This is a genomic window from Halobacillus sp. KGW1, assembly GCF_001592845.1.
GTDB lineage: Bacteria > Bacillota > Bacilli > Bacillales > Halobacillaceae > Halobacillus.
Genome location: NZ_LSOC01000003.1, coordinates 817,132 through 842,707, shown reverse-complemented (window position 1 = coordinate 842,707; position 25,576 = coordinate 817,132). Strand labels below are relative to the sequence as shown.

Below are 25,576 nucleotides of genomic sequence, written 5' to 3'. Positions count from 1 at the left end.
TCAGAACATGAGGGTGGAGCGGTCGATTTATTCAAAGGAGAGAGAAGCGATGGAAGATCAAATGACGATATCGGTACGAGATCTTGTATCTTATGTTTACCGGACAGGAAGTATCGATGAACGTTTTCAATCGAATACCGCTTTAGTGGAAGGAACGGCAATTCATCAGGAAGTCCAGAAGACATATAGAGATGGGGATGAGAAGGAATTATTTCTTCAGCATGAGTTTCAGCAGGAAGGAATAGTTCTACTCGTTCAAGGAAGGTGTGACGGTCTGCTCCAGACGGAGGACGGCCCTGTTGTCGACGAAATAAAGTCGACAGCGAGAGAGTTGGAAGAATTGGATGAAGACACCCACCCTGTCTATTGGGCTCAGGCAAAAGGGTATGCCTTCATGTATATGCATGACCACCATTTAAATCACATCGTTGTGCAGCTTACTTATGTTCAAAAAAAGACGAAAGATAAAAAGCGGATGCGAAGGACGTTCCGGTATGAAGAGCTGAAAGCATTCATGGAAACGACCGTGAAGGCTTACTCCTCTTATGCTGGAATTCTTCTGCACATAAGAGAGCAGAAAAAACGTACCGTTCCGGATCTGGAGTTTCCCTTCAGCGGCTACCGTAAAGGACAACGGAAGCTGGCTGGAAGTGTGTATCGGACCATCAAAGAAAAACGGCATTTATTTGCACAGGCTCCTACTGGAATCGGAAAAACGATTTCTACTTTATTTCCTGCTGTGAAAGCTTTCGCTGAGGGAGGGCTGGATAGAATCTATTACCTGACAGCGAAGACGATCACACGTTCCACAGCCGAGGAGGCGCTGCAGTTGATGGAAAAGGAAGGTCTGGAAATCAGGTCTGTCACTTTGACGGCTAAAGATAAGATCTGTTTTCAGGAAGAAACCATCTGCCAGCCGGAGTATTGTGAATTTGCGGACGGGTATTATGACCGAATCAATGGTGCGATTGTTGATATATTGAGAAAGGAAACAACCATGACGAGGCACACAGTGGAAGAGTATGCGCGCAAACATCGCGTCTGTCCATTTGAATTTTCCCTGGACTTGTCGGATGTCGCTGATGTGGTCATCGGAGATTACAATTATATATTTGACCCCCGTGTAGCTTTAAAGCGGCTGCTTCCGGAGAAAAAGAAGAAGACCACACTGCTTGTCGACGAAGCCCATAATCTTGTCGAGCGTGCCCGAGAGATGTATTCTTCTAAATTGGGGAAAAGGGATCTTGAAACGGTGGCTGAAGACTGGCGTGGAGAGCAGGAGGAGGTGGCACGCGCTGCCGACTCTGTCGTGAAAGACTTAGCCCGGCTGGAGGATCCGAAGACGCCCCATAAACAATTGGATGAAATTCCAGGGGCGTTGGAAGAAGGTGTGGAACGGTTTATTAATCAGGCAGAGCCGGTTCTCCAGGAAAGGGGAGAAGATGTACGTAAAGAACACCTGCAGGATGTGTACTTTCAATCACAGAATTTCCTTCGGATACTGGAGCTGGTCGATGACCACTATCGTTTCATAGGAGATAGCAGCGCAGGCGATTTTCAATTGACTTTGTTTTGTCTGGACCCGTCTCTGGTCCTGAGGAAAGTATCCGGCGGCTTCCGGTCCAGTACTTTCTTCTCGGCGACGCTGTCGCCGTTTGCTTATTACAAGGAGATGCTCGGAGGTTCGAAAGAAGATTATATTCTCCAGCTTCCATCTCCGTACGATTCTGATCAAATTGATGTGCAAATAACTCCGCTTTCGACACGGTACAAAAACCGACAGGAAACGTCACGTGCCATTGCGGAACGGCTTGATGAGCAAGCGGGACACCTTCAAGGAAACCATTTGTTTTTCTTTCCTTCCTACCAGTACATGGAGTTGGTATATGATGCTTTCCGGAACGTATCGGACTATAAGGCTGTCATGCAGGAGCGGGGAATGGATGAAGACAGGCGGGAAGATTTTCTCTCTCAATTCGTTCCCGGCGGAAACCTGATTGGATTTGCCGTCCTTGGCGGGATCTTCTCAGAAGGTGTCGACCTCAGAGGAGATCGGCTGAATGGCGTAGCGGTTGTGGGAATCGGTCTTGCACCCAGAAGCTTCGAAAGAGAACTGATCATGGACTATTTTAAGAGCAAGGGTCGGAATGGTTATGATTATGCCTATGTTTATCCAGGTATGAACAAGGTGCTTCAAGCAGGTGGACGTCTCATCCGATCAGAGAAAGATCATGGCATTATCCAATTGATCGATGACCGCTTCTTGACAAGGAAATACTTGCAGCTGCTTCCCGAGGAGTGGGGAAATTATCGAATGATGAAATAATAAGATTTCCCGGGGAATAAAATGTAAGTATTCCATGAAACCCAGGATATTTTAGATTTTCTCTAGGATATCCTGGCAGAAGGATTCGACATGGGTACGGTTTTCTCCGGATATTCCGTATATGTCATAAATCGCACCATCAACGATCGAGTGTAATAGGGCTGTATCCATCTGTGGATCGGCCTTTTTGCCTTCCACCAGCTGTTTTGTTGTTTGGATGACGAGGTGCTTCTTATCTTCCGCCGGCAGCACATACGGAATTTTCTTGATATACCCGGAAGTAATCATATTCGTTCGGTTGAGTACTTTTCTTACCATATATTTAATGAGCTGGCTGTTTAACAAACCCAAATAGTAGAATAAATCCTCCTCATTTTCCGGGAATAGATTGGCATTCACTCCGAAAAGGCTGTTTTCCGGCAGGTAGGCTGCGGAGAAGTCTACGCCCATGGAGGAACAAGTAATTCCCCGTCTATAGAAATAAGCCCTGTTCCTAACGGTGAAAGATGGATAAATCGCCTCATTATCTTCCCAATCTTTATGAATATAAAATTTCGGTTCATAATACCATGCATCCTTTACCCCGCCATTTTTATAGAACGGAAGCCATTCCTGATCATCTTTCACATCCTCACGCCTGCGCAGGAAAAGGGTGTCATTCCCTGTTGAGATTCCTGTACCGCCTTTTAAGACATTTCCTAACTCTTCATGGGGACGCAGAAAGTGAGCAAGAATCTCCTCGGGAACGTTGACTGCGAAGTTGTTGTTGGGAAGATCGTGGAAGTGCGCTTGCTTTAAGTATTGGATCTTATCCTCTGTGATATTTTGGTATTCCTGCGTTTCCAGACGGTCTACCAGCTTCATGACCATATCTTCCGGGCGTTCATTTCCCTCTTTCTTTTTTAATGTCAGGATGGCTGTTCGAACATCTGCCTTTCCTTTGTGAAACAGTCTGCGTGGTGCAAGGACAATCTCTTTTATGATGGTTTTTTCCAATAAGTAGGCTCTGAATTTTCGATAATACACGTTCGTAAGGAAAGAGTCCTGCACGATCATTGTCAAGACTCCGCCGGGCTTAAGCAGCTTGATCCCGTTGTGGATAAATAAAGAATAAAGATTATGCACACCGATGCCGCCGTAGCGTGCTGTAATGGCTTTTTTGTTTTCGGTGAAGTAGTCGCTCTGACGTTTTGATTTGTAAGGAGGGTTGCCGACAATGGCATCAAACTTTTCTTCCAGTTCGACCTTAAGAAAATCGACGTGACGGAAAGTGATACCCTCATGCGGGGAAGGAGTAGCTGTATCGATATCGTAAGCGTGAATTTGGGAAGGGGAGAAGCCCTCTTTCAATAAGGAATAAACAAAGACACCGTCACCGGTGGCAGGGTCCAATATCTCCGGGTTCCTTCTATTATCTGGCAAGTGATTGGATAAAGTCTGGACCATGTATTCTACTGTTTCCGGCGGTGTACCGTACTGGCCCATGGACCTTTGTCTTGAGAACATACTACCCCTCCTGGTACTTTTTAGGTATACATTACTATAATTATAGGTAAATGTCACCAATTAATAGTCTTATAGTCATTTATTATTCCAATAAAATAACAAAGGGAGGGAGTATATAGTCTTGTTTTGGGCTTTTTTTAGAAGGAGTGTGATTCTGTGGAAAGGAAAATACCCGAATCTGAATAAGGGGAATTCACTACAAATGTTTTTGTTAACCTATAAAAAATAAAGTTGACAATAGGTTTTCCTTTCCCTTATGTTTATAGCAGACAAGTTCTAGGAGGAGTGACCATGGGGAAATCGAGGATGACAGCATACGACATTACATTAGGTGCATTATTCGTCGCTTTGATGGCAGTGGGAGCAAACATAACGGCTTTCCTGCCTTTCCTGCAGGTTCTTGGTGTTCCATTGACCTTGCAGACATTTATCGCAGTTTTGGCAGGATTGATTCTTGGTAGTAGATTAGGCTTCTTTTCCATTCTTGTGTATGCCGTCCTGGGGTTGATCGGGGCGCCTATCTTTGCCGGCTTCGGCGGTGGGTTATCCACGGTCTTCTCACCGACATTCGGATTTATCATCTCTTATTTTATCCTTGCATACTTTGCCGGAAAGGTTGCAGAAACGAATCGGCGGCTGCCGGTATATATTGCCGGAGCGCTCGTCGGTATCGCGGTCAATTACTTGATCGGAGTGAATTGGTTCTATGGGGCAATGAATTTCTGGGTCGAAGGAGATCCAGTGAGTTATGTAGTATCATGGACGAGCATGGTCCCATTTTTGATTAAGGATATTGTCCTGGCTGTCTTTGGCGGGTTATTTGCCTATCGTATGGAGAAATCTTTTCTGTACAAAACGCCGCTGCGCCAATCGGCGTGAAGGACACAAAAAAGCAGAGGGAGCTCCCTCTGCTTTTTTGTGTTTATTCTGTTATGGATCTCCCATGAATCCAAGTCATTAGTGCAAAGAGGAAAAACGCAAGAAGAAGGATCGTGCCGCCGACGATGAAAAATACGGTATTGAGAGTTCCTAATCCGGGGAGAGGCTGCGTATAGTAAAGCCACATGCCGACAGTCAGTCCGAATACACCGAAAAAAGACGTCCATACGTGTGCTGCGGCCAGCTTGGACTCTTTCGGAATAGGAAATACTTTATAGAAGACGCCGAACGCAAACAAAGACAGCCATCCGACAACGAGAATATGAGCATGGATAGCGCTGAGCTGCAGTCCGCCACCGCCGGCCATGTGCGAGCCGATGAATGCCCCGACCAAAGCATAAATGGCTGAAGTTCTTATGAAAAATCGAGTACGATCCATAGATAAAGAGAGCCTCCGTTTCTTTCGGTTTACGTTATTATATCTAAGTTTCCTCTTAATGGAAACTATGACGGTAAGGATCAAACGATGATAAAAACAAATGGCCTGTATTTGGAAAGGTGCGGGCCTTAAGATATGATAGTGGTAGATATACATAGGAAATGAGGGAATGAAGATGGAACAAAGAAGAGCGACATTCATGAATGATATGAAGGAAAAGAATATCGATGCAGCATTTATCAACTCTGCAGAAAACTTTTATTACTTGACGGGTTTCTCCACAGATCCTCATGAAAGACTGCTGGGTCTCCTGATCTTCCCGGAAGCTGATCCAATAGCTATTCTCCCTGGGATGGAAGAGGGACAGCTGCGGGATGCCGGTTGGGCGTATGACGTAATCGGCTATGCCGATCATGAGAACCCTTGGACGCTGATGAAAGAAAAGCTTGGAGAAAAAGCGCTTCTCCGCGCTGGTGTAATAGGGATTGAGAAGGAAGTGTTATCTTACGGACGGAGTGAAGCTTTCTTCGATATATTTAGAGAAGCGGCGGTCGTAGATGTAGAAGGAATGCTTAATGATATGCGTCTTGTTAAAGATAAAACCGAAACAGCCATCATGCGGGAAGCCGCAGAACTCGCAGATTACGGAGTGAAGGTAGGGAAAGAAGCGCTTAACGAAGGCGTTACGGAAATGGAAGTGCTTGCCACCATTGAGTATGAGCTGAAGAAAAAAGGAGTAGCGGAGATGTCCTTTTCCACCATGGTTCTCTTCGGTGAGAAATCCGGGCATGCTCATGGTAATCCAGGAAACCGCCGTTTGAAGGCTGGGGACCTCGTGCTGTTTGACTTGGGTGTCGTTTGGAAAGGCTATACTTCGGATATTACAAGAACCTTCGCATACCGATCTGTCAATGATTCTCAGAAAGAGATTTATAATACGGTTAAACAGGCGCTGGAGGCCTCACTTGCCATCAGTAAACCGGGAACGAGGATCGGAGACTTGGATACAGCTGCCCGTGATGTAATTACAAAAGCCGGTTATGGAGATAAATTCCCTCACCGCATCGGCCACGGACTCGGTATCAATGTCCATGAATTTCCTTCTATGAGTCATTTAAATGACGGTGTGTTAAAGCCGGGGATGACGTACACCATTGAACCCGGAATTTATGATCCGGCCGTTGGAGGGGTTCGTTTGGAAGAAGACGTATTAATTACGGAAGATGGCTTTGAAACGTTGACAAAAACACCGATAGAATTGGAAATTGTGGAATGAGTGGGGAGGGCGGACTCCAGGAAAAGGGAGTCTGACCATTTATCCACTTAAGTTTCATGACAGACTGGAAAAAGCCGCCTGAATAGGCGGCTTTTCTTATTAGGAGGCAGCTGGTTGATCTGTGTCGGGTATTTCAGTAGTGGCCATATCCTTGGTGCTCGTTTGCTGGAGTGCTTCTGCTTTATGGACAAGCGCAGCCATCGTGGCAAGTTCATCGTCGCTGATTTCTTTGAGTTCATCAAACATTTCGACAGACTCCTGGGTGATGAAGGTAACTTGCTCTACCGCTGCTACGATCTGCTGTACACCGGCAGACATTTCGTGTGTAGATACGGAAGTTGCTTCGTTGTTTTCCGCAATTACTTGTGTTGCTGCAAGTATTTCTCCGAATAACCTGCCTACTTCCTCCATAGATTTTGAGGTTTCATCGGACTCTTTCAAGCCTTTTTCCATGGAGGAAACGGCGGCTTCCGTCTCCTGTTTGGTACCATCGACAATTCTGGTCACTTGATCAGATGAATTCTTCGTCTGTTCTGCAAGCTTGCGTACTTCATCAGCAACGACGGCGAACCCTTTGCCGTGTTCACCGGCTCTTGCTGCTTCAATGGCAGCATTCAGGGAAAGTAAGTTGATCTGTTCGGATATGTCCGTAATCACTTTGGCGATGGAACCGATCTCTCTTGACTTCGTCCCCAGATTTTTAACTACTTCATAGCTGTCTGTAACTGTATCATTTAAGCTGCGCATCTGTTCGATGGATCCTTGAATGGTTCCATTCCCTTCCTGCGTCCGTTCCAGGGCCATGGAAGACTGTTCGGATATGTCGGACGATCGATTTGATAAATCAAGAATCGCTGAATTCATTTCCTCAAGCGCGGCAGAGCTTTCTTCCGTTGCAGCCAGCTGTTTATTAAGTCCGACACCCACTTCGTCCATGGCAGCACGGACGATTTCTGCTTTCTCAACAGCTTCGTACCCTTTGTCTATGAGCCCGGCTGTATCATATTCCTTTTGGGGGATATCGGTGGTTTCCGGAATCTCTGTCACCAACTCCGGCTCAAAAGGAGTATGGTACTCTTCGTCCAAAACCTTTTTTCTTAAATCATTGTAACGGTAGGCGAAAAATATGGTAGTACCCAATAAGACGATACTGACGGAAGCTAACAGGTATAGGGTCATGCTTCATTCCTCTCCTTGTGTGCAGATGAAAGGTCTTTGATCACAATAATGGTTCCCTCTGATACAGAAGAAGGGATTCCTTTCAAGCGTTCGTTTTGCTTATACTCATGCATGATCGGCTTCCCGGCGAGGGTCTCATATTTTTGGAATCCATGGTATTTTTCCATAACACGGAAGGACTTCGGATTTGTCGCTTCTCCATAGACAGCTGAGAGGCCTTCTTCAACGGCTCTGTCCATAAGGGTGTTCGTCATGGATTGGATAATATCATGACGCTGCTCTTCAGCGGTGACCCCGATCATGAACAGATGGAGCATTTCTCCATCTTCTATGTCTTTCCCGTTACGGATTCTGTAGTCTTCTTTAAATTGGAGATCGACATCTTCCAATACGTGCAGAATGACATTCATGTCTTTGAAGGAGCCTTCAAAGACATCTTCTCCAATAATCTCTGGAGCATTCGTATCACCTGCAAGCACTCCTCCAACCTCCCCATTTTCGTCGACAGCTGCGATGCAGTAGCCTTGATCGACCGTCGCCTCCACATACTCTTTTGTGAATTGATAGAAGTCGTCATAGGTAATATCCAGGAGTCCGACCATCGGCTCCTGAACCCATTTGCCTGCTACGTCTACTCCGATGAAAGACGTAGCTAAGCATGCGCTGGCTTTATGAATGAAGAGATCGTCTTTGGAGGTCAGGATCTGATAGGTGTAAGTTTTTTGCTTTTGAATCATTGTTCATGCCTCCTTGTTTGTTTAATGCTGAATCACTTTTCCTTTAAATTGGATGCGTTCAAGGGCATTACGGAGCTGGACCTGTGCAATTTTCGAAGTAGGATAAATCATATGGATATCTTTGAAACCCAGACTGGAATAATAGTTGAGTGTGTCATCAAGCTGTCGGACGACAGAAGATGGAACGGTTGTCTGATGGGTGCCGTCGATCACCAGATTATAGCGCCGCTTATCGACTTTTTCGATCGTACTCTGCAAATCGACCATATACTCTGCGGCATCCTCCTGTTTAATCAATCCGAATACTTGAATCCTTACCTCTTTCTCCTGTTCCTGAATGACCATCTTATATTTTCTCTTATCAACAACAGTTCCTATCATTTTACATAATCTCCTCGCTTATAGAGTGGTCGTGTCTATTCATAAGGATTATCGACAAGATTCGATTGTTATTTAACTGCCAGGTGCAAAAGTTTATCATTCTATCTCGAAATAATATTTTTAACCTTTTCCACCTTTTGGACGATGTTCTATGTGGGAAGACCTAATACAAATGAGGTGGTTTGAAATGAAAGAAATACAAGCAATGTATCCTAGTGAAGATGGAAATGCAGAGAAGCGGGATCAAATAATCCACTATATAAGACAGCTGCTGGAGGGTGTTGATGAAAAGAAAAATCCAGAAAAGTTAACACTCGGACAGGGGGCGGAACAAGACGACAGATTCTATGAGAACCTCTCCGAGCGTGCAGAGATTCCCCTGAACAGGCAGTCTATTGAAAAAGTAATAGAGGAGTTAACGGAGCTTGCGGAGGGGCACCGGTTTGTAAACAGCCGATATGTCGCCAATGCTGCTCCACTCCCTAATATCCCGAGTATCCTCGGTAATCTGACTATGGTGCTTCTGAATGGCAATAATCTGTGGGATGTGGAGGGATCTGCTGCCGCGGCTGCGGAAGTTAAAATTACCAGTATGCTTTCCAAATTGGTGGGGTATGATCCGTCCGAAAGCGGAGGATATACGACGTGGGGAGGGCAGGGAGCGGTCTTTCAGTCGTTAAGGCTTGCCATAGCCAGACGCTTCCCTGATTCAAATAAAACGGGTCTCCCGGGTAAACTCTACTGTTTCTGTTCAGAGTTATCCCACTATAGTTTATACAAGGCGGTCGAAGCGACAGGAATCGGTACGGACCACTTAATTCGTGTAGAGACGAAAGAAGATCACTCGATGGACATAGAGGATTTGAAACATAAGATGAATGCAGTGATCAAGCAGGGGGGCATTCCTGTCTATGTTTTGGCTAGTACCGGAACGACAGACACTTTCGGGATTGATTCCGTGGCATCTATCAAAAACGCGACGGAGGAGATGGAGCGTCTGTATGGGTTGGATCCTGTCTACATTCATGCAGACAGTGCGATGGGAGGAATGTACACCTTCTTTAATGCGTACGACTTTGACGCCAATCCTTTATGCTTCGATAAAGATAGCGCTGTCGTCCTCCGTGATTATCAGACGAAATTCAGGCAGCTTTCGCTGGCCGATAGTATGGTGTTTGATTTTCATAAGCTGGGACAGACGCCATACACATCCAGCCTCTTTCTCATTAAAGATAAACGTCTGCTTGGTGCTGTGGATCTGGAGCATGACGAGACGCCTTATGTCGGAAACAGAAGCTATGGGAGCTACCATACCGGTTATACGCTGGAGTGTTCCAGAATGGGAAGTTCTCTCGCTATTTATGCTTCTTTGACAGGGATGGGAATCGAGGGATACCAAAAGGTCCTTGGTAACTACATTACTGTAAACCTTGCTTTCCGAAAGGAGTTATCGGAGAAAGTCCCGTGTGCGGTTATGACAAATGCCCCTTCTCCTGTGACGACATTCCGTATCTACCCGGAGCGGGTAAGCTGGGGTGACGAGAGGTGTGGCAAGATGACTGCAGCGGAACTGGATGAAGTGAATGGGTTTAACGCGGAGTTCGCGGACTATATCGGGCATAGGAGAGAGGAATTTTATTTCGGTAGTACGTCTAAGCAACGACTCGTTCCTGCCTGCGATTCGGATGAAAGGACGGCGGTGTACGCCCATAAATTCTTTGCCATTTCGCCTTATACCACCCTTGAAAAAGTGGAGGAATATGTCGACTTCCTTGCTGGGAGTGTGGAAATGTTCAAGAAAGAATACATGCATACTGTATAAGGTTTTGCTCTCCTTTTTCCGATGGTTCTAGATGTGCCTAAGTCTCCAGGCGTAGGTGAAAATATATCTCCGGCTCATTACGACATTTTTCTTTCCTCGGTATGATAGAAACAAGAAATGAGCGAGGAGGGAAAAGGATGAAGAAATTTTTACTGTTTATCGCCGGGCTGGTCGCTCTCGGGGTTCTGCTGGCTAACCTGGGTCCGATGGTTCTGCTTGGTGTCAGCGTCTGGCTGTTGTATGTCGTTTTTAAACGGTTTGTGAAGAGTGATTCCACAGCCGGCAAGATCGGCTGGACAGTCGTCGGGCTGCTATTGGTCAGTATTGCATTATCCAATATTTATGCAGTGATCGGTTTGGCTGCCGCTTACGTTCTTTACTTGATTGTTAAGAATTGGACGAGCAGAGAAGAAGAACCGGTCGAATCCAATGACCCGTTTACAAATTTCGAAAGACAATGGGCAGAGATGAACAAATAAAAAGGAGAGATTTGAAATGGCAAACGTATTTAAACGATTGAAAGATTCCATTACGGCAGATCTTCATGAAGCTTTGGATCAGAAGGAACAGAAAAATCCAGTGGCTATGCTTAACCAATACTTGCGGGAGAGTGAGAAGGAGACGGAAAAAGTCCGGAAGCTGTTAGAGCGTCAATATCGTTTGAAAGATGAATTCACAAGGGAATACCAGCAGGCGCAGGATATGGCAGACAAGCGTCGTCGTCAATCTGAAATTGCGGAGAAAGCCGGCGAAACAGATATGTATGAGTTCGCTTTAAAAGAAAAGCAGGAGTATGAAGCACGTGCGGAACGTCTCCAGACAGCGAGAAGAGACAGTATCGAACAGTTGGAAGCTCTTGAACGCAAATATGAAGAGATGAAGCACAAGCTGAAAGATATGCACTTGAAACGGATGGAATTAATGGGCAGGGAGAATACAGCGAGAGCCCATCATCGTATGAACCGGGTGATGGAAGATACCTCGGACAAGCCGTATTCCCGTTTCGCGGAAATCGACCGTTACATTGATAACCTGGAATATAAAGTGAACTCCGCTTACTATCACAATACGTTTGACAGTAAAATGGCCAAGATTGAGAAGGAATGGGAAACATCCGGGGATGTGTCTGCAAAATAGAAATCGTGGTATGATAAGGACGCAGTTTTCTGCGTCTTTTTATTACCTTTAGAAGCAAGGAGGATGACTCATATGATTAAAAAATGGAAAACAGATACGATCAACTTGATTTTATTCATAGGGGTGATCCTCCTTATTGTAGAAATTGCGTTCTTTAATGGAGGCCTTGTCTTTACTCTCTTTTTTGCAGGGATTCTGACATATGTAGGGAAGAAGAAATATCGACGAATGTGGGGAAGGGTTTGCTTTTGGCTTGGCATTATTATTCTTGTTTTCACTGTGTTAAGTATGATAGCTGTTCGTTTTCTCATCGTTGCTGTTCTGTTTTTGTTTGTTCGCGATTATTGGAAATCCCGTAAGGAGCCGGAGCGGATCGAGCCTGAAATTATCGATAATTATCAAGAGTTTCCGTATCAGGAGCCGTTGTTAAAGCAGAAATTCTTTGGAGATCAGGAGACGCCTGACCGCTCCTATGGATGGAGAGATGTCAATATTCAAGGTGGGTTCGGAGACAGAATCATCGACTTGAGTCAAACCGTCCTCCCGGGTGATGAGGCAGTCATTTCTATTCGCCATTTCATAGGAAACTTAATTGTCTACGTACCGTATGAAGTGGAAGTGAGTATTCACCATAGTGCTTTGGTCGGTCGTGCGACAGTCTTTCAATATAAGAATACAAAAGTCCTGAACCAGGTTCTATCTTATGAAACAGAAAACTATCGAAGCACCAGACCGCGAGTGAAAATTATCACGTCCAACGTTTCAGGAGATCTTGAGGTGAAGCGAGTATGAATATATGGAAAAGGCAAGTGATGACAGGTCTGTTAACGTTTCTTGCGTTTTCGCTGATCCTCCTTGGTATTACCTTTGTTACGTTCCCGGTGGGGTCATTGGCGGAGTTATGGAGCCGGGAAGTCATGGATCTTCCATATGTATTACTCGTTTTGTTTCTTGCCGCAATGGGCGGAATAGTATCAGGGGTTCTCCAGGGGTGGTACTGGAGAAGAAGGTGGAACGGTGTGCAGTACCAGCTTGAAGAACTTGTAAAAGGTAATGAATTGTTTTACGAAGGAACTGATTTGAAGGAAATCAGTCAGATAGACGAAGCGATACGTAAATTAGAGAGGAAAATAGCTCAGCAGACAATTGCCAATCAACGGCTGGCCACGGAGCGCGCGGAAGAAAGAGAGCGCAGCCTCCAGGAAGTTGTTGTCCAGGAAAGGAACCGCCTTGCACGGGAGCTGCACGACTCGGTGAGTCAGCAGCTGTTTGCAGCCTCTATGATGATGTCAGCCATTAATGAAACGGCTGATGACGGTCGGGGAAGTCGTCAGCTCCAGATGGTGGAACGGATGATACACCAATCTCAGCTGGAAATGAGGGCTCTGCTCCTCCACCTCCGTCCTGTGGCTTTGAAAGATAAGACATTGAAAGAGGGTGTGGGAGAGCTGCTTGGTGAATTGACACAGAAAGTGCCAATGGAAATCAGTTGGACCATGGAGGATCTTCATTTAGAGAAAGGACTGGAAGATCAATTGTTCCGAATTCTTCAGGAATCTGTTTCCAACACGCTGCGTCATGCGAAAGCAGAAGCGCTTGAGGTGATGCTGATTGAGAGGGATCACAATGTCATTCTCCGCATCGTGGACGATGGTATCGGATTCGATGTAGAGCAGGGGAAGGCAAGCTCCTACGGATTGCAGAATATGCAGGAAAGGGCGCTGGAAGTAGGTGGAACGTTGAAAATTGTCAGCGTCGAAGGACAGGGAACGAGGCTTGAGGTGAAAGTGCCGCACCGTGAAGAAGGGAGAGAAGTGCATGATTAGAGTACTGTTTGCTGATGATCATGAAATGGTCCGTATTGGTGTGTCGGCATATTTGTCTGCACAGCCCGACATTGAAGTCATTGCAGAAGCGGACGACGGGCAGGCGGCGGTCGATTTAGCGTTACGTCACCATCCTGACATCATTCTCATGGATTTGGTAATGGAAAATATGGATGGGATTGAAGCGACAAAGCAGATAACGGAACAATGGCCGGAGGCGAAGATCATCATTGTCACCAGTTTTCTTGATGATGAGAAGGTATATCCAGCTCTGGAAGCCGGCGCCACCAGCTACATGCTGAAAACGTCGAAAGCGGAAGAGATTGCGAAGGCCATACGATCTACATTCGATGGCCAGTCTGTGCTGGAACCGGAAGTGACAGGGAAAATCATGACAAAAATGCGTAAGCCCGATGCGGCTGATCTGCACGATCAACTGACCGCGCGGGAGAAAGAAGTTCTATTACTGATGGCGGAAGGCCGGACGAATCAGGAAATCTCGGAGCAGCTGTTCATCGCTTTGAAAACCGTTAAGGTTCACGTCAGCAATATCCTTGGCAAGCTTCAAGTATCTGATCGCACCCAGGCGGTTATCTATGCATTTAAGAACGATCTGATCGAATGAGAACTCCGACCCGTGTCGGAGTTCTTTAATGATTTAAGGAGACATATACGAAGGTTGTCAGGATGATCAAGTAGAAGATGATCAATTTGATATAGTACTTTCTCATATCCATCCCTTCTTTCAGAAAATAATTTCTTTTCTCATCTTATGTGTTCAGAACAATGGAGATTCCTGTATGGTGGATGATGCTTGTTTTCTGTCGTTTTTGGGAATACCAAAGAGGAAGAGGTGATACACGTGCGATGGAACAATCAACTGGCAGATGCGCCGGTATGGCAAGGGGAAATCTCCAACCGATCAGGTAAAGAAAAAATCGCTCAAGAAGTGAGCAGGTTGGTGCGTGAAGGAGATGTGATAGGAGTAGGATCGGGGTCGACCGCCTACTTAGCCCTGGAGCAGATTGCTGACAGGGTGAAGGAGGAGGGGTTGACCATCACAGGGATTCCAACTTCGAAAGAAGCCGAGATGAATTGTGCCTATTTCGGCATTCCTACAGCTTCCCTCATTCAGGCGAGACCTGACTGGGGATTCGACGGAGCAGATGAGGCGGATGATCGTAAGAGGCTTATTAAAGGAAGAGGAGGAGCACTGCTTGCTGAAAAGCTTGTAATGGCGAGTTCTCCGAAAACGTATATTTTAGTAGATGACAGCAAATACGTTACCGAGCTTGGTGCAAAGCTACCGGTTCCGATTGAAGTCGATCCGAGAGCGATCCACCTTGTGGAGACGAAGCTTGAGGAGTTTCCGATCCGCTCCGTTACGCTCCGTATGGCAGCGGGGAAGGACGGACCTGTTATTACGGAAGCAGGAAATGTTCTGCTCGATGTGGAATTCATAACTATTGAAGATGATTTGGAAAAAGCTCTGGGAGCTATCCCCGGAGTGATGGAGACAGGCCTGTTTATTGGGTATTCCGTGGAATTTCTTACGATATAACGCCCATTTTCAGGATAATCATTGGTACATCTTAATACTTTTTCTATAATAGAAGTAAATCCTTATTTCAAAGGGGAATCATTATGGGACTGCCACAAAGGATTGCTTACCAGGATCAGCGTTACCCGTATATTGTACTTGCACCGATCGGGAAGAAGAATAAGTATATTCGTTCGATCGGTCACAAGTTTGAACGGGGGTTGCTTTCCAGGCTGAATGACGCCATCATGGACCAAATTGATGCAAAAGGACTCGATGTTACACCGATCCGCCGTTATTTGGGATTGGAGGAAAATGCGGTCCTTCCCGTTTCGTTCCGCAAAGACGAAATCCATGACCATTTACTGCGCCCAGAATTATTTCTATGGAAGTCCCTGCCTGAAGAACATGGACTACCTTTAAAAGACGAATATCAATACGGTACAGATTACACGCAGCTTTCCTCAGAGCAGCTTAATGATCATATTGGGGAAGTGCTGGAGGATTATCTGTTCTTATCCCATATAAGCTCGGAAGAAAGGGAGCATTGGCTGAAGAAGATAGCTGCTGCTTTCCAGCAGCATCCGCTCGTCCGGCTGTACCATCAAAAACAGCAGGTGATCGATGCTGTGGAAACGATGAATCAGTCTTCGCTGCTGTCTGTTTTAAATTATCCCGAAGATGTTGCTTATTGGCGGCACCGCGTCGAAATAGTCATGCGTCCGTTCCGTTCCCTTCCTGACTCATGGGTGCGAGGGAAGGAAGACAGCTGTTCCCATGATAAAGTCCTGACCTTCCATTCAAGCAGCCGCACAATCCGGTGCGAGTGTGAAACGTGCGATTTCAGGCTTTACTATGATGTAGATGTCGACATTGTGCGTTTATCAGAAGAGTACGACGTAGAGCGGGCGGCAAAACGAACGGCGACTATAGAAAGACAGTTCAACGAAGTTGCCCAACAGAATCCGCGTCTCCTGGATCAGCTGGCTCAACTCAGAGCTTTGAAAAAACAGCTGGCTACTGCGAGAAAGACATTGGATGAAAGCCTGCAGGTTTTCAAACAGATAGAGCGATATCAACGGAAGCAGGAACATCTTACCTCGTATCCGCTGCTGGATATGTACGACAAGCTGAGCAGGACTTACATTCCTGATTGCCTGGAATCGTCAGAGCTGCTTTGGATGTCGGAAGTGGAGCTTCATGACATTCGTATATTAAAGCAATTGAAGGAATGGAAGAAGCTTGTTCCTGAACATGTGTATCCATTCACAAGTCATGTGCTGGAAGAATTAAAGGTGAAGCTTGAAGAAGTGCGCTATGCGGATGACGATATCATTCTGACAGTTAAAGGACGCCCGCTCACTTTTGCAGATACGCAGCAGATATTGGATTTAATCTATTACTATGGAACGGATCATCCTGCCCATACCCTTGTTCAAGTACTGGCAGGGAAGGCTACGAATAAGTTGAGGACGCTGCAGCTGCATGAAACACGTTGGTTCGGTCAGTTATCTCATTGGCCGGAAAAGCACATCCAGAAGATTTTTAATCAGCTGGAGAAGCAGGGGTGGCTTATGAAACAGCAAAAGGGATATTCTGTGAGCGATTACGCAGAAGAGGTCATGTAATCGTGTTATGGAATCCATTACAAAGAGACGGCCCGCGCTTATGCGGGTCTTTTTTTTCCTAATTATCATTGGTTTGGTAAGCGTTTTCTTGTGATATAATTTGGACAAGTACATGGTAGGTTTCCATAACTGATCCAGGTGAAATATGCTGGTCGGCTCTGGGGATATTCGGAAAGGAGTATAACGATGAAATCAATATATCAGCAGGCATTGGGAGAGGAATTTGAGAGGCTTCACCCGGAATTAAAGAAAAAGTTCGGTTTGACGAGTGATCAGCATTTGATGATTCTTGGTCAGGGGAGAATGCAGGAGATAAGAGGTACGCACCCTGTCCTTCGACCTCTTCTGCAATTCGGTGTCCGCGATCATTTGGTATTCGGTGAAAGAGGGAAAGACGTTCCTTTCACGATAGAGAATTATGCATATCAGGATGAACAGGGGCGGGAAACAGTCAGTTGGATCCGGCGTTTCTTCTTTCCTTATGCTATTCGCGGTTTTGACGCTGCTATGCATTTTAATGAAGAGAAGCAGACAATCGTCGATGAACTCGGTAAAAGCGGAAACGTTCAGACGAGTTTGTCCATGCATGTTACCCCGGAAGGCGGCCTTTATATGGAATCTGCCGGTCTCCAGTTAAAAGAAAAGACGGTTTTAAATGCTGTCACCTCTGTTTATGAACACTTTGATGAGAGGGAGAATGCCATCCGTGTTCACGTGCATGTGGAACATCCGGCACTGGGGACACTTCTCATGTATGAAGGAACGGTCCATGTCGAATATTTACCGATGACAGTCCGTAACATTCCTGAGCGGGGACTGTTGGAATAGAGGAGGGATGAAGTGGGAAAGGAAAAAGATGAACAAGTGTACACGGATTTTTCTACGAGTATGACTTACGGGGAATACCTTGGATTAGACGAACTCCTCTCTGCCCAGAAGCGGCTTTCTGAACACCACGACGAAATGCTGTTCATCATCATCCATCAGGTGAGTGAGCTGTGGATGAAGTTGATTCTTCATGAACTTCAAGCTTCTATTCAGTCAATACGAAATAAGAACATACAGCCAGCATTCAAGATGCTCGCACGAGTGTCAAGCATTCAGAAACAGATCATTCAGGCCTGGGATGTGCTTTCCACGTTGACGCCGGCAGAGTACATGGAGTTTCGTCATACTTTGGGCAAAGCATCCGGATTCCAATCGTTTCAGTATCGCATGATAGAATTCTCCCTTGGATATAAGACACCCCATGTATTAAGGATATATGAGAAAAATCCGGAGTTACATAAGCAGTTGCAGTCCGCCTACGAAGCACCGGGTATATATGACGTGGCAATTGCGGAGCTTGCAAGAGCCGGCTTTTCCATTGACTCCCGCAGCGATTATACACAGACATATAGGCGAAATGAAAAAGTAGAGGCAGCCTGGGCCGCGGTTTATCAGGATGTCGAACGTTATTGGGAACTGTATCAACTTGCGGAAAAGTTGGTTGATATCGAAGACAGCCTGCAGCAATGGCGATTCAGGCACATGAAGACGGTTGAGCGTATTATTGGTCACAAACAGGGGACCGGTGGTTCTTCAGGCGTAGGTTATTTGAAGAAAGTATTGGATCATCGTTTCTTCCCGGAGCTTTGGGACGTCCGGACCCGTATTTAATCGACAGAAAAGACTGAATATGACTGCGTGATTAAAATATTATTACATTTGTGTTACAATAGGTTGTGCAATCATTATTAAACAAAGAGGTAATTTCTATGAATCAACCTATTATATATATATTTGGTATCGCAGTCTTGTTCTTGTCCGCCTGTTCCTTCATAGCCAATGCCAACGAGGATAAAGACGGGAAGCAATCGACTAAAATGCCTATCTATGATGTAGATATTGAATCGGATGTAGAAGATTATCAGGATTACCACATCTCCATCCAATATCCTGATACCCCCAACAATCAAATTGACCAAAAAATTACGGATTATGTGAATCAGCGTAAAGCCATGTTTAAGCAGAAAAGCTATTTGAGTACACAAGAGCAGGAAGTGGATCAGCCTACGGAATTGCAAATAAACTTTGAAGTCATCCATCAGGACCATCGTTATTTTAATGTGCGCTTTCTTGAAACGATGAGGATAGGATCAGAAGAGCCCATCGAAATGCAGACCGTTTTGAATTTTGATAAGAAAACGGGCTCTGCCATTGATATGGAGAAAATATTTAAAGCAGACAAGGATTATTTAGGTATGGCGGAAGAGCTTGCACGCGAGGAGCTGGACGACGAATCTGTTCAGATCGATCCTCGAAACCTGGCCTTGTCAGACAAAGGAATCCTCTTGTACTTGGATCAATCGAAGGAAGACTGGCCGGATCATCTGCTTCTGAAGAGGAAAGAAGTAAAGGACTGGATGAAGGAAGAGTATCTGGAAAACCTCGGACAGAATCAAACAGCTGAAGGGAAGCAGTAAGCGAAAGAGTCTTTTCCCTTAATGGCGAGGAGCTTTAAAAAACTGTCAAGGAACTCAGTAAAATAACAAGCGGAAGAGGCCGGATGTGAAAACATCCGGCCTCTTTCTTATGTGTCTAATTTTTCTTTAATCCATTGCCCCCATCGTTCGAACTCGACTAAAAACCCATCATGGCCGAAATCAGTCGTCACATGATAATGCTCCGCTTGGGGTGCGAGAGCAGAGAAGCGGGCGATTAAACTTTCCGGATAAAGGAGGTCATGTTCGAAACTGATGGTATAAATAGGTGCTTTATAAAGGGCGGCTGCTGCTTCCCATCCTCCTCGTTTTTTTCCAATATCATGGTTATTCATAGCTTCAAGCAAGTATAAATAGCTGTTGGCATCGAAACGTTCTTTGATCTTGGCTCCCTGATGATCGAGGTAGGACTGGATATCATAACGATCTTCTTTGGCCTGTGATCGGTCGAACCGCTGCTGAAAAAGTGTACCACTGCGGTATGTGACCATTCCGGTCATGCGCGCTATTTCAAAACCCTGCAGAGCTGTATTGGATACGTAATTTCCTCCATTGAATGCGGGATCGGAGCATATGGCTTTTGATCCTATGTGGTTGAAGGCAATCCCGTAATCGCTCAAATAAGGAGTGGCTGCGAGAATAAACAGCTTCTTCATAAAGGTCGGGTACAGCAGACCCCATTCATATGCCTGCATACCGCCCAGTGATCCCCCGACGACTGCCTCTAACTGCTGAATACCCAGTCTTCTAAGCGCTTCAAATTGGGCGTTAACCATGTCCCGGATGGTAACAGGTGGGAATGTTTGTTTGTATTCCTTACCGGTGTCGGGGTTTATGCTCGCGGGTCCTGTAGAACCGTGACAGCCGCCGAGCACGTTGAAGGTAATGACTTGATAGTGTTTCGTATCGATGGGACAGTCGTCTCCGATCAAGCCAGCCCACCAGCCAGGTTCTTCCTTTGATCCGACTGCCAATTGGTTTCCCGTCAACGCATGGCAGACTAAAATGACAGGAGCATCCGCTTTACCATAACGCTCGTAAGCGAGTTCTACATCAGTCAGCCTATCTCCTGACTCTAATTCCAAAGGACCAATGGAAAGGACTGGACTTTCTGTTTCCTGGCTGACTGGGTTTTTCAATGACATGAACGAATTCTCCTTTCCGTAATGCTTTCGATTAGACCGATTGTAGAGAGGAGGAGATGCTTTTTCCTGTACGAACCGCTACGACAGCGTCATATATTCGTATACCGGAAATCGTGGTTTCCTCATCCTCCGCTATTGCCTCATTAATCCACAAAATTCCGTGCGGCTGCTGCTCGATAATCGGTTCATCTGTGTTCAACCGGTCAAAATGAAGGATATCCACATAAGTAGGTGCCTCTTCTTCTGAGGATAGATCCACAATCGTATAGCCGAGTTGAGCAAGTCTGTTTACATCCTCCGGAGAAGGACTTGTGGTAAACCCGATCGTCCTTTTCCTCAGTTGGCCTTCTGAACGATCCAAGGATGATTGTAGAATCGGCAGTGCTGGATGGTTCCTGTTTTTACTTGCCGACCCAGCACCTGTAGCTTGGCGGATGGCAGCATCCAATTCATCAATCAAGTCATCAACCGACTCCAGGCCTACAGACAGACGCACGAGCTCCTCGGTGACGCCCGATTTCTTCAGGTCATGCTCGTTCAACTGTTGGTGTGTGGTGGATGCGGGATGAATAATTAACGATTTTGCATCGCCGACGTTAGCTACATGGGACCACAATCCGATGTTGTCTATCAGTGTACGACCAGCTTCCCTGCCGCCTGAAATACCAAAAACGACGATGGAGCCGTGGCCGTAATGGAAGTACTTCTCAGCAAGGGGATGGGTAGGATGATCGGGTAATCCCGGATAACGCACCCACTCGACTCCTTCATGTTTTTCTAAATACCTGGCAATCTCGAGCGCCTGATCCGCATGCTTTTTAATTCGGAGATGCAGCGTCTCCAACCCTTGCAGCAACAGGAAAGCATTTTGCGGGCTTAGGCATGCCCCGATATCCCGGAGAAGTTGGACGCGGAGTTTAACCGCGTAGGCTGCGGGACCGAGATCGGCGTAGCGGATTCCATTGTAGCTCTCATCCGGAGTTGTAAATCCAGGGAACTTCTCGTGGTCCCAGTTAAAACGGCCGCTGTCAATGACGACACCGCCAATCGTCGTGCCGTGTCCCCCGATCCATTTCGTAGCGGAGTGGACGACGATATCCGCGCCCCATGCGAAAGGTTGGCATACATAAGGGGTGGCAAAGGTGTTATCGATAATAAGTGGGATGTGATGACTGTGGGCTACAGCTGCCACTTTCTCGATATCGAGAACATCCAGACTCGGATTTCCAATCGTTTCCGCGAAAATAGCCTTTGTATTTGAGGTAATGGCTGCTTGGAAGTCGTCATGGCTGCTGCCTTCAATGAAACGAACATGGATTCCATACCTCGGAAGGGTATGGACGAAGAGGTTGTATGTGCCGCCGTAAAGGTTGGAGGAAGCCACGATTTCATCTCCGGCCCCTGCAATATTCAAAATGGCGAGTGTGATCGCTGACATTCCGGAAGAAGTAGCTACAGCTGCGGCTCCGTCTTCCAATAAAGCCATCCGCTGCTCGAAAGCATCCACGGTCGGGTTCATGATCCGCGTATAAATGTTTCCCGGTTCTGCAAGGGCGAACAGGTTCTGAGCGTGGTCTGTGTCTCGGAAGACATAAGAGGTCGTTTGATAAATCGGCACTGCGCGGGAACCGGTAGCCGGGTCTGGCTCCTGTCCGCCGTGTAACAACAAAGTCTCTGGACCGTACGGGTGGTTAGGGAAAGTCATCAATCATTCTCCTCCTTGGATTGTTGTTCCTAGGAACCTCTACCTTGGTGGCGGAAGGCAAACGAAAAGCCCTCTTCTGTAAGAAAGAAGAGGGCTGTATGTACGGATTACCTCCCCTTATCTTTCAGATCACCGGATCTGTAGGATTTAGCACCTTTTCAAGTCTTTGCTTGATGGTTGCCGGGCGTCGTAGGGCCTAGTCCCTCTGCCGCTCTCGATAAGAGTGTATTCGATTAGTCTGACTTGTTTGAAATTATATACGTGTGCCTGTGCAATGTCAAACCCTTTCTCCGAGGCCTTTGATGTTTGAGTATGCATCCAGCTGGGAATGCTCTTACTACATTCAAAAATAGTAGAGGAGTGAAGATAGAATGAAAGAATATAGTGTAGTCCCAAATAAAGACGTAACAGGCTGGTTTGTTAAAATCGAAGACGTGGCTCCGACAGATCTTTACGATAAACGTGATACTGCCATCGAAAAGGCTGAAGAAATGGCGAAAGGAAACTCACCAAGCAAGCTTTCCATTATGAATCAGAATCACGAAGTAGAAGAAGAGCGCACGTACTAATACATGACTCCCGGAAACGGGAGTTTTTTTATGTTATGAATCTGGTAGAGTGGAAGCAGGATTAGTAGAAAAGAAGAGGGGATCTTTATGGACAATCGCTATGATGTGGTCATTACAGGTGCACGGGTGGCAGGCGCGAGTTTAGCAGTTCTGCTTGGAAAACTCGGAAAAAAAGTACTTCTTATAGATAAAGCTCCTTTCCCGAGTGATACGTTATCAACTCATTATATGTCGCATACCGGTTACTTAGAAGAACTCGGCATTTTAGACAAATTGCTGGCTGGCGGCCTGCGGAAGGTGGATCGGATGAGGACACATATCGGTTCCAGTTACATAGATGGCCCGAGGTCTGCCTACACGGTCATACCAAAGCGTGACCGCCTGGATATGCTTCTTATAGAACGCACCTTCCTGTACGAGGGAGTAACCTTTCTTTCAGAGACAGCTGTGCGGGAGGTTTTGTGGGATCAAGACCGCATGGTAGGGGTGAGGATAAAAGGGAAAGGGAGAGAGAAAGAGGTGTATGGTGATTTAATTGTCGGAGCAGATGGTAAACATTCGACGATCGCCCGCCAGGCAGGTGCGGAAGTGTATCACGATACACCGCCTCTCAGACCAGTGCTGTACGGATATTTTGAGGGAATTCCCCCTTTGGAAACGCCTACTACGGAAATATTTCTTCATGAAGGAAGAATCGGCTTTTTGTTCCCAATGGAACAAGGAAGAGATTGTATCGGTCTTGAGGTTCATCCGGATGAGTTTAAAACTATGATGAAAGATTCCCCCGAAGCGTTTGTCCGTATGTACAAGCAGCTGTATGGAATGGAAAAGCGGTTGGAGAATGCCCGTTTGCAAGGAAGTATCATCGGGACCTCAGGGGTGCCTAACTTTTTCCGTAAACCTTATGGAAACGGATGGGCCCTGATCGGCGATGCAGGTCACAGTAAAGACCCAAGTACAGGACTTGGTATTAATGATGCTTTCATGCAGGCGTTTCTGCTCGCAGATGCGTGCATGCGGATCGATGCAGGTGATGACAGGGAAGTGGTCATGGAAGCTTTCCAGAAAAAGCGGGATGAACACCTCTTCCCGGGCTTTCAGTTGACGCTGGATTATATCCACTCGTTAAAAAGGTTCTCGAAGAATGAACTTGCCCTGTTTCAAGCGATGGCTGCCAACCCGATGGTATGGAACAAAGTGGCGCCGAAATTGGGGGATTATTTGAGAGAAGGGACCAGAGACTTTCCTCTGCTTTACCAATCTGTCGAAATGGAAGCGGAAGCATTCGGATATGACAAGGATTCCTCTCCCTGACGGCGAACTATATAAAGAGAGGTGATGGGGATGGAATGGACGAAAGAAACCGCATATGCAAAGCTGCAAGAGGTTTATACAGATAAGGTCATGCAGGAGGAGAAGCGGAGAGTGTTCCAACAAGTTTACCGGCACCTTCGTGAACATTTGGATGATCTATGTGTCAGTCATGGTTTAAAGGAGCAGGCGGAGAAACAGCTTGGATTCTTTAAGGAATATACGTTCATGCCGGGAGATAATCTGTTTCAATCCATGCGTCACGTTTTTCTGTTGGCAAGAGGCGAAAGAAAAGAGGAAGAGGCAGTGACCAGGCAGCACTTGGAACGGATCTATCGCGCTCTTTATCAGCCGGCAGGTTTGAAGAATCCATATATCCCGGATTCGTTTTGGGATACACCGGTCGGGGTAGCTTGTCTTGTTGCGGAAGAAGGAATTGAAGCGGCTTATCCTGTGCTCGATCAAATCATGGAAGCGGAGAAATAAAACCAAAGCCAGTCAAATTTGTGACTGGCTTTGGTTTGCTTCCGCAGTGGTTTTGGAGTCGGTGTGCTCCGGGCTTTCCACGGGGCGTCCGGTGCTCCTCGTAGCTTTTCTCTACCAGGGACCTGTCTGTTTCCGCTGATCCAGTTGCCCATTTTCATGTCCCAAGATTGTCCTACTATAAGTCAAGGAACGAGAGAGTGTTTGAACAAGAAACGTTTTTACATATGCGGAGAGGATTATTGTTCTATCTTTATCCTCTCCAGTTTCCACACAGGTTTGTAGTCTTAGATTCTGTAGAAAAGGCGGAGCTCCTGCAGGAATCCTTTATAATCCTCGAGGGGTTCTAAATTGGCAGCGAGAGCTTTCAAAATGGCGGGACGTGGCTCCTCCCGTTTGATCTCTTCCATCAATACAGTTAACGTATCCGCTGTATCGCGGTCTGCCTCTTTTTTTCTGGTCTTTAATTCTTCGAGGAAGAACTTTTTACGATTGTCTGTAAAAGCATCCGGCAAAATGTTCTTAATAAAGGATTCGTTGATGACTGGTTGGTCATTGTGCTTCTCGAACCCTTCCACTATATAATCCGCGTATCTTAACATGGAACGCGAAATTGCTTCATAGTCTACGTCAGCTGCTTCAATAATAATTAAATCCATATAACCCTTCAGTATTCCCTGCATTAACAGGCTGACTTCCCAGAGGATATCCTCTTTGTCTTCTCCGTAGATTTTCCTTAGATGGTAATGGTAGAAGAGGTAGGATTGAAGTCGTGTTTTATTGATGAACTCCTCAATATTGTCATTGAACGGAATGGCCTGCTCGCGGATCTGCATTATTATGAAATCTCTGTGCGCTGCTAACTCTTCATAGGTGACCTGCATCTGTTTCAGGAAGGTTTGGCGGGCATCTAAATTTAATTCATTAATGCTGTCGATCTTCCCTTGAATCTGATTATAGTAATAGTGGAAAATGTCCATCAGCAAGGCGTCTTTTGACTTGAAGTGAAGGTAGAATGCCCCTTTCGATATTCCGCATTGTGTAGCAATTTCCTGTACTGATGTCGAGCTGAACCCTTTTTTGGCAAACAACTTGATTGACTGTTCAATGATATAGGTGGACTTCGGTTCCATATATGTTTCGCTCCTTTGACGTTGAAAAAAGGTGGACTTCCCACTTGACCATGACTGTTCGGTCATATATA

Annotated in this window: 25 protein-coding genes and 1 riboswitch; of the genes, 17 read left to right on the top strand and 8 right to left on the bottom strand. The window is 46.1% G+C overall.

Translation table 11 applies throughout. The annotated features are described in order from the left end of the window. The first annotated feature begins 49 nt into the window (after positions 1 to 49). On the top strand, positions 50 to 2,326 hold the full coding sequence (locus tag AXG56_RS13190) for an ATP-dependent DNA helicase (RefSeq protein ID WP_062514950.1): 2,277 nt from the start codon (positions 50 to 52) through the stop codon (positions 2,324 to 2,326). 51 nt (positions 2,327 to 2,377) lie between these two features. On the opposite strand, the gene AXG56_RS13185 is transcribed toward AXG56_RS13190, so the two are convergent. Next, positions 2,378 to 3,832, bottom strand: a complete 1,455-nt coding sequence (locus tag AXG56_RS13185) for an N-6 DNA methylase (RefSeq protein WP_062514949.1) — start codon at positions 3,830 to 3,832, stop codon at positions 2,378 to 2,380. 291 nt (positions 3,833 to 4,123) lie between these two features. Here AXG56_RS13185 and AXG56_RS13180 point away from each other — a divergent pair, with 291 nt between their 5' ends. Beyond that, positions 4,124 to 4,711 (top strand): biotin transporter BioY, encoded by a 588-nt coding sequence (locus tag AXG56_RS13180; RefSeq protein ID WP_008633739.1) that lies wholly within the window; start codon positions 4,124 to 4,126, stop codon positions 4,709 to 4,711. A gap of 43 nt (positions 4,712 to 4,754) precedes the next feature. On the opposite strand, the gene AXG56_RS13175 is transcribed toward AXG56_RS13180, so the two are convergent. Next, positions 4,755 to 5,150 carry a hypothetical protein gene (locus AXG56_RS13175; protein ID WP_008633737.1) on the bottom strand — a complete coding sequence of 132 codons (396 nt, stop codon included), beginning with the start codon at positions 5,148 to 5,150 and terminating at the stop codon, positions 4,755 to 4,757. A 175-nt stretch (positions 5,151 to 5,325) separates the two neighbouring features. Between AXG56_RS13175 and AXG56_RS13170 the strand changes: the two genes are divergently transcribed. Then, positions 5,326 to 6,426 (top strand): Xaa-Pro peptidase family protein, encoded by a 1,101-nt coding sequence (locus AXG56_RS13170; RefSeq protein WP_062515266.1) that lies wholly within the window; start codon positions 5,326 to 5,328, stop codon positions 6,424 to 6,426. Positions 6,427 to 6,525: 99 nt separating this feature from the next. On the opposite strand, the gene AXG56_RS13165 is transcribed toward AXG56_RS13170, so the two are convergent. From AXG56_RS13165 to AXG56_RS13155, 3 genes are read right to left on the bottom strand one after another with little or no spacing between them, the layout of a single operon-like run. Next, the gene (locus AXG56_RS13165; protein ID WP_062514946.1) at positions 6,526 to 7,605 is read right to left on the bottom strand and encodes a methyl-accepting chemotaxis protein; all 1,080 of its coding nucleotides are present in this window, start codon (positions 7,603 to 7,605) and stop codon (positions 6,526 to 6,528) included. Then, positions 7,602 to 8,342, bottom strand: coding sequence for a hypothetical protein (locus AXG56_RS13160; RefSeq protein WP_008633731.1), 741 nt, complete (start codon positions 8,340 to 8,342; stop codon positions 7,602 to 7,604). The genes AXG56_RS13165 and AXG56_RS13160 overlap by 4 nt, the downstream gene beginning before the upstream one ends. A 21-nt stretch (positions 8,343 to 8,363) precedes the next feature. Further along, on the bottom strand, positions 8,364 to 8,723 hold the full coding sequence (locus tag AXG56_RS13155; RefSeq protein WP_062514944.1) for a hypothetical protein: 360 nt from the start codon (positions 8,721 to 8,723) through the stop codon (positions 8,364 to 8,366). A 187-nt stretch (positions 8,724 to 8,910) separates the two neighbouring features. Here AXG56_RS13155 and AXG56_RS13150 point away from each other — a divergent pair, with 187 nt between their 5' ends. From AXG56_RS13150 to AXG56_RS13100, 11 genes are all read left to right on the top strand, one after another. Beyond that, positions 8,911 to 10,545 carry a pyridoxal-dependent decarboxylase gene (locus AXG56_RS13150; RefSeq protein WP_062514942.1) on the top strand — a complete coding sequence of 545 codons (1,635 nt, stop codon included), beginning with the start codon at positions 8,911 to 8,913 and terminating at the stop codon, positions 10,543 to 10,545. Between the two features lie 137 nt (positions 10,546 to 10,682). Next, positions 10,683 to 11,024, top strand: a complete 342-nt coding sequence (locus tag AXG56_RS13145) for a hypothetical protein (RefSeq protein WP_008633726.1) — start codon at positions 10,683 to 10,685, stop codon at positions 11,022 to 11,024. A gap of 16 nt (positions 11,025 to 11,040) precedes the next feature. Beyond that, positions 11,041 to 11,682, top strand: coding sequence for a PspA/IM30 family protein (locus tag AXG56_RS13140; RefSeq protein ID WP_062514941.1), 642 nt, complete (start codon positions 11,041 to 11,043; stop codon positions 11,680 to 11,682). A gap of 72 nt (positions 11,683 to 11,754) precedes the next feature. Then, the gene (liaF, locus tag AXG56_RS13135) at positions 11,755 to 12,474 is read left to right on the top strand and encodes a cell wall-active antibiotics response protein LiaF (RefSeq protein ID WP_008633723.1); all 720 of its coding nucleotides are present in this window, start codon (positions 11,755 to 11,757) and stop codon (positions 12,472 to 12,474) included. Next, positions 12,471 to 13,508 (top strand): sensor histidine kinase, encoded by a 1,038-nt coding sequence (locus tag AXG56_RS13130; RefSeq protein ID WP_062514940.1) that lies wholly within the window; start codon positions 12,471 to 12,473, stop codon positions 13,506 to 13,508. Before liaF ends, AXG56_RS13130 begins: the two co-directional genes overlap by 4 nt. Further along, a complete protein-coding gene (locus AXG56_RS13125; RefSeq protein ID WP_008633720.1) occupies positions 13,501 to 14,133 on the top strand; it encodes a response regulator transcription factor in 633 nt (210 codons plus the stop codon). The genes AXG56_RS13130 and AXG56_RS13125 overlap by 8 nt, the downstream gene beginning before the upstream one ends. 228 nt (positions 14,134 to 14,361) lie before the next feature. After that, positions 14,362 to 15,069 carry a ribose 5-phosphate isomerase A gene (rpiA, locus tag AXG56_RS13120; RefSeq protein ID WP_235601503.1) on the top strand — a complete coding sequence of 236 codons (708 nt, stop codon included), beginning with the start codon at positions 14,362 to 14,364 and terminating at the stop codon, positions 15,067 to 15,069. 83 nt (positions 15,070 to 15,152) lie between these two features. After that, complete coding sequence (locus tag AXG56_RS13115; RefSeq protein WP_062514938.1) at positions 15,153 to 16,676, top strand: RQC-minor-2 family DNA-binding protein; 1,524 nt, start codon at positions 15,153 to 15,155, stop codon at positions 16,674 to 16,676. 186 nt (positions 16,677 to 16,862) lie between these two features. Next, positions 16,863 to 17,504: a DUF4166 domain-containing protein gene (locus tag AXG56_RS13110; protein WP_008633713.1), complete on the top strand. Its 642-nt coding sequence runs from the start codon at positions 16,863 to 16,865 to the stop codon at positions 17,502 to 17,504. 12 nt (positions 17,505 to 17,516) lie between these two features. After that, positions 17,517 to 18,335: a tryptophan 2,3-dioxygenase gene (gene kynA / locus AXG56_RS13105; protein ID WP_008633712.1), complete on the top strand. Its 819-nt coding sequence runs from the start codon at positions 17,517 to 17,519 to the stop codon at positions 18,333 to 18,335. Positions 18,336 to 18,433: 98 nt separating this feature from the next. Further along, positions 18,434 to 19,141, top strand: coding sequence for a hypothetical protein (locus tag AXG56_RS13100; RefSeq protein ID WP_062514937.1), 708 nt, complete (start codon positions 18,434 to 18,436; stop codon positions 19,139 to 19,141). 107 nt (positions 19,142 to 19,248) lie between these two features. Here the strand turns inward: AXG56_RS13100 and AXG56_RS13095 are convergent, their stop codons facing one another. Together AXG56_RS13095 and AXG56_RS13090 are read right to left on the bottom strand one after the other, a co-directional pair. Continuing rightward, on the bottom strand, positions 19,249 to 20,304 hold the full coding sequence (locus AXG56_RS13095; protein WP_062514934.1) for a homoserine O-acetyltransferase: 1,056 nt from the start codon (positions 20,302 to 20,304) through the stop codon (positions 19,249 to 19,251). A gap of 31 nt (positions 20,305 to 20,335) precedes the next feature. Further along, positions 20,336 to 22,009 (bottom strand): O-acetylhomoserine aminocarboxypropyltransferase/cysteine synthase family protein, encoded by a 1,674-nt coding sequence (locus AXG56_RS13090; RefSeq protein WP_008633709.1) that lies wholly within the window; start codon positions 22,007 to 22,009, stop codon positions 20,336 to 20,338. A gap of 114 nt (positions 22,010 to 22,123) precedes the next feature. Then, a riboswitch (SAM riboswitch) is annotated at positions 22,124 to 22,233 on the bottom strand. Between the two features lie 147 nt (positions 22,234 to 22,380). Here AXG56_RS13090 and AXG56_RS13085 point away from each other — a divergent pair. From AXG56_RS13085 to AXG56_RS13075, 3 genes are all read left to right on the top strand, one after another. Continuing rightward, positions 22,381 to 22,578, top strand: coding sequence for a DUF2188 domain-containing protein (locus AXG56_RS13085; RefSeq protein ID WP_062514933.1), 198 nt, complete (start codon positions 22,381 to 22,383; stop codon positions 22,576 to 22,578). Between the two features lie 87 nt (positions 22,579 to 22,665). Then, positions 22,666 to 23,892 (top strand): NAD(P)/FAD-dependent oxidoreductase, encoded by a 1,227-nt coding sequence (locus AXG56_RS13080; protein ID WP_008633706.1) that lies wholly within the window; start codon positions 22,666 to 22,668, stop codon positions 23,890 to 23,892. 30 nt (positions 23,893 to 23,922) lie between these two features. After that, positions 23,923 to 24,375 (top strand): hypothetical protein, encoded by a 453-nt coding sequence (locus AXG56_RS13075; RefSeq protein ID WP_008633705.1) that lies wholly within the window; start codon positions 23,923 to 23,925, stop codon positions 24,373 to 24,375. Between the two features lie 284 nt (positions 24,376 to 24,659). On the opposite strand, the gene AXG56_RS13070 is transcribed toward AXG56_RS13075, so the two are convergent. Then, a complete protein-coding gene (locus tag AXG56_RS13070; protein ID WP_062514931.1) occupies positions 24,660 to 25,505 on the bottom strand; it encodes a TetR/AcrR family transcriptional regulator in 846 nt (281 codons plus the stop codon). Positions 25,506 to 25,576 lie beyond the last annotated feature (71 nt).